5 protein-coding genes are annotated in these 3,934 nt (G+C 53.5%); 3 read left to right on the top strand and 2 right to left on the bottom strand.

Annotation, left to right across the window (positions count from 1 at the left end; translation table 11 throughout):
• Positions 1-29: 29 nt before the first annotated feature.
• The gene (gene ugpB / locus INT22_RS05465; protein WP_193061168.1) at positions 30-1,355 is read right to left on the bottom strand and encodes a sn-glycerol-3-phosphate ABC transporter substrate-binding protein UgpB; all 1,326 of its coding nucleotides are present in this window, start codon (positions 1,353-1,355) and stop codon (positions 30-32) included.
• 201 nt (positions 1,356-1,556) lie between these two features.
• Here ugpB and argE point away from each other — a divergent pair, with 201 nt between their 5' ends.
• Positions 1,557-2,726, top strand: a complete 1,170-nt coding sequence (argE, locus tag INT22_RS05460) for an acetylornithine deacetylase (protein ID WP_193061167.1) — start codon at positions 1,557-1,559, stop codon at positions 2,724-2,726.
• A gap of 108 nt (positions 2,727-2,834) precedes the next feature.
• Here argE and INT22_RS05455 read toward each other — a convergent pair whose 3' ends face one another.
• Entirely contained in the window at positions 2,835-3,146 is a 312-nt protein-coding gene (locus tag INT22_RS05455; protein ID WP_030074158.1) for a hypothetical protein, read from the bottom strand.
• A gap of 154 nt (positions 3,147-3,300) precedes the next feature.
• On the opposite strand from INT22_RS05455, the gene INT22_RS05450 reads away from it, so the two are divergent.
• Together INT22_RS05450 and INT22_RS20305 are read left to right on the top strand one after the other, a co-directional pair.
• Positions 3,301-3,774 carry a YchJ family protein gene (locus INT22_RS05450; protein WP_193061166.1) on the top strand — a complete coding sequence of 158 codons (474 nt, stop codon included), beginning with the start codon at positions 3,301-3,303 and terminating at the stop codon, positions 3,772-3,774.
• Positions 3,764-3,934 (top strand): GIY-YIG nuclease family protein (locus INT22_RS20305; protein ID WP_319022044.1); only part of this gene is annotated, 171 nt, incomplete at its 3' end. The genes INT22_RS05450 and INT22_RS20305, both read left to right, overlap by 11 nt.

Genomic DNA, 3,934 nt, shown 5'->3' with positions numbered 1-3,934 from the left:
CAGGGGCAGGCGGCGGATAAGGTGCTTGCTTACTGGTTGGCTGATTGGAAGTCGCGTAGCAACTGATTACCACGCTCAACGGCTGAGTCAGTAGCTTCCTGGCCAGATTTAGCGCCCGTCATCACCGCTTCCATCTCTTCGGAGATAATGTCGCGGATTTGTACAAAGTTACCAAACCGTAGCCCCTTCGAGTTTTCAGTCGGCTCGTTTAGCGTCATCTGCTTCAGCGAAATATCGGCACCAGGGTTCTCATCGTAGTAGCCCTGCTCTTTGCTCAAGTCCCACGCTGCTTGAGTGATGGGCAGGTAACCGGTTTGCTGGTGCCACTCGGCTTGTACCTCAGGCTGTGAGAGGTACTCAAAGAAGGCGGCAACGGCTTCATACTCGTCATCGGTGTGGCCTTGTAGTGCCCACAGGGTGGCACCGCCAATGATGGAGTTCTGTGGCGCGCCATCTACGTCGTCATAGTAGGGCTGCATACCGAAACCGACTTCAAAGTCAGAGTTAGCAGCGACATCCGCACGGGAAGCAGAAGAGCCGAAGAAAATCGCGCAGTCCTGGGAGTAGAACAGCGGTTCAGAGTCTGGCCCGGAGCCAGGGCCGCCCCACTTAAAGGCATCCGTATCCTGCCAAGCCTTCAAATTATCCCAGTGGAGGGCAACCAATTCATTGTTGAAATTGAACTCTGTTTCTATCCCGCCAAAGCCATTTTCTAACGTCCCTAGCGGCGAGTTGTGCATGGCAGAGAAGTTTTCCAACATAACCCAGCTTGGCCATGAGGTGGTGAAGCCACAGCTGGCTGCCCCAGAATCGACGATTTGGCGTGAAAAATCGGCTACTTCTGCCCATGTTTCGGGGGGCTGCTCAGGGTCTAGGCCCGCTTCCTCAAACATGTCGCGGTTGTAGTACATAATCGGCGTTGAGGAGTTGAACGGGAAAGACAGCATATTGCCGTTGGTATCGGTGTAGTAACCGACTACCGCTGGCAGGAAGGCTTCGCGATCAAATGCGCGGCCATACTCTTCCATCAACTCGTACACTGGGTAGATGGCGCCTTTGGCGTTCATCATGGTGCCGGTGCCGACTTCGAATACCTGCAGAATATGTGGCTGTTCGCCTGCACGGAACGCCGCAATAGCACCGGTCATCGTTTCTGTGTAGTTGCCGCGGTAGCTGGGTGTGACCTGGTAGTCGTCCTGAGAAGCGTTAAACTCCTCCGTCATTTCTTCAAGGATTTCACCAAGCTGGCCTCCCATGGCGTGCCACCAGGTCACTTCGGTCGCAGAATGGGCAGAAAGGCTAAACGTGGCAGTAGCCACCCCTAGGGCAAGCGCGTGCAATGTGAAACGAGACATAACGGCTCCTTGTGGGTCGTTCGCAGTACGTTTATTAAGTTTTTGGGTGCACTGAACAGTAGAAAGTGTAGATGACGTTTTCATGAATGCACGATGAACTCGACGTGACAGTCAACGTTTCGCTGTCCGTCGGCCTGCTTAGTAGGCAAAGGAGAGAGGCGGTGATAGGGTGATATTGAGAGACTAACAAACGAGAGCAGTATGACTGACGCGACCACCTTACTGGCAAAGCTAGTATCGTTCGATACCACTTCCAGTGAATCTAATTTGGCCCTAATTGAATTCGTTGAGGACTATCTAGCTGATTATGGTGTGGCTTCAGAGCGGGTGATGAGCCCGTGTGGCACCAAAGCCAACCTGATTGCCCGCGTAGGCCCTGACGCCCCTGGCGGAGTGATGCTTTCTGGGCATACCGACGTAGTGCCGGTGGCCGGTCAGCCATGGTCGAGTGATCCGTTTACCCTGCGTGATGGCGGTGATGGGCGCCTGTACGGGCGTGGTACCTGTGATATGAAAGGCTTTATTGCCTGTGCGTTAGCTATGGTGCCTACCTGGGCCAATACGCCGCTGAAGCAGCCTATCTATTTCGGGTTTTCTTATGACGAAGAAATTGGCTGTGTGGGCGCGCCGAGTCTTATTAAACGCTTTTACGAGCACTACTCCACCACCGCCCACGTCATTGTTGGTGAGCCTACCAGCATGCAGCCTGTGGTTGCGCAAAAAGGTGCAACGAATCTGCGCACTAGCGTGATTGGTCAGGAGGCTCACAGTAGCCAAGTGAATCAAGGCACGTCAGCTATCCATGTTGCGGCAAGGCTCGTCACGTTCATTGAAGACACCATGGCGGCATTGGTGGAAGAGGGCCGCGTCGATGAGGCTTTTAATGTGCCGCATACCAGCCTGCACGTTGGCAAAATAAAAGGCGGCACGGCGATCAATATTATGGCGCGGGAGTGTCAGTTTGAGTGGGAAATTCGCCATCTGCCCACGGACACCTTCGACGAAATATACGCACGCTTTGAAGCCTATTGCGCCCAACTAAGCGCCGAGTTGCAGGCTAAAGGCAAGCACGTTGAAATCACCACCGAGCCGCTAAACGTGACAGTGCCTGGCTTGGCCGACCGCGAAAACGACCAGGTGCTTCGCTTAGCCAAAGACCATCTGCCACACGCCTGCTGTAACCATGCGGTGGCTTACGCCACGGAAGCGGGGCAGTTCCAAGGCCAAGGCTTGCAGACAATAATTCTTGGCCCTGGCAGCATCGCCCAGGCGCATCAACCCGATGAGTATATTGAGACGGCTCAGTTGCATGAATGCACGGCGTTTATGCAGCGATTAGGGCAGGCGCTAGAAACACCCCATTTGGGATGATGGCTGCTAAATTAGTCCGCAATATCAATAGCGCACAATAAAAAACACCCGCCAATGATTAAAACAGGCGGGTGTTCTTCTGAAGTGCTTCTTCGATATTTATGGCGGCTAATGCTGATGTTGCTCTTCGTAAAGCTCCGCTTTTGCGTGGCGCATCACATCTTCGCAGGCCTGTTGGCGGGCAAGCTGGGTCAGCAGCCGCTGGGTAACTTCAAATCCTTTGCCCAAACAGGTATCAACTTCGTCTCGGCTAACGTGCGGAGAGACGTTGTAGTCGATTTTTACTGTACGGCCACCGCCTTCGAGTCGATCGGCAATTTGTCTAAGCCGCCAGGCGATTCGCTCTTTCCAGGTTGCTGATTCTACCGCGCCTTCGTTTACGCTAAACGTGCACTGCCACTCGGGTTTGTAAACCTTCATAGGAGAACCTCCACTGGGTTTGGAAAGAATGCTTGATCGTGTGTCGTACTCCGTCTGTCTGATGATGTCGCTCTGGTACTATATCTAACTCTGTGCCAATACCGAAACAAAACGTATACCAAATCTATAAACCAAAGAATACAGAGCTTTCAATATGACGCTTTCAACGCCAGTCTCAACGTCAGCCAACTGCCCGTGTGGCAGTGGTGCTGCATTCACGGCGTGTTGCCAGCCTTATCACCAAGGTGCAACAGCACCTACGCCGGAAGCGCTAATGCGTTCACGTTACACGGCGTTTGCGTTGAATAGCCGCGATTACCTACTTGCCACTTGGCACGCATCAACGCGGCCAACGCAGCTACCGCCTGACCCAGACTCCCAATGGAAAGCGCTCACGATTGTGGCGGCACCGCCCGCAAAAAAGGGGCAGGGTACGGTACATTTTTTAGCCTATTTCCGTGAACAAAACCGCTGGTATGTGCTAGAAGAAAACTCACGGTTTGTGTTTGAAGACGGGCGCTGGTGGTATGTGGATGGCGTGCCGACCATTGAGCGCCTCAAACCGCGGCGCAACGAGCGCTGCCTATGTGGTAGCGGCCGAAAAATAAAGAGTTGTTGTGGTGAGTAGTATAAATACCGATACCCAATGGTTCCTCTACTTACTTGAGTGCAAACGCGGCACCTATGTGGGGATTACCAATAACCTAGCGAAACGTTACCAAGCGCACTGTGACGGCAAAGGCGCCCGCTATACCCGAGCGAATCCACCGATAGCACTGCTCGGCGCG

Origin of the sequence: Halomonas sp. 3D7M (assembly GCF_014897885.1) — a bacterium.
In the GTDB taxonomy this organism is placed as follows: Bacteria; Pseudomonadota; Gammaproteobacteria; order Pseudomonadales; family Halomonadaceae; genus Vreelandella.
The sequence above is the reverse complement of the archived record's forward strand: the minus strand, read 5'-3'. Positions and strand labels throughout refer to the sequence as shown.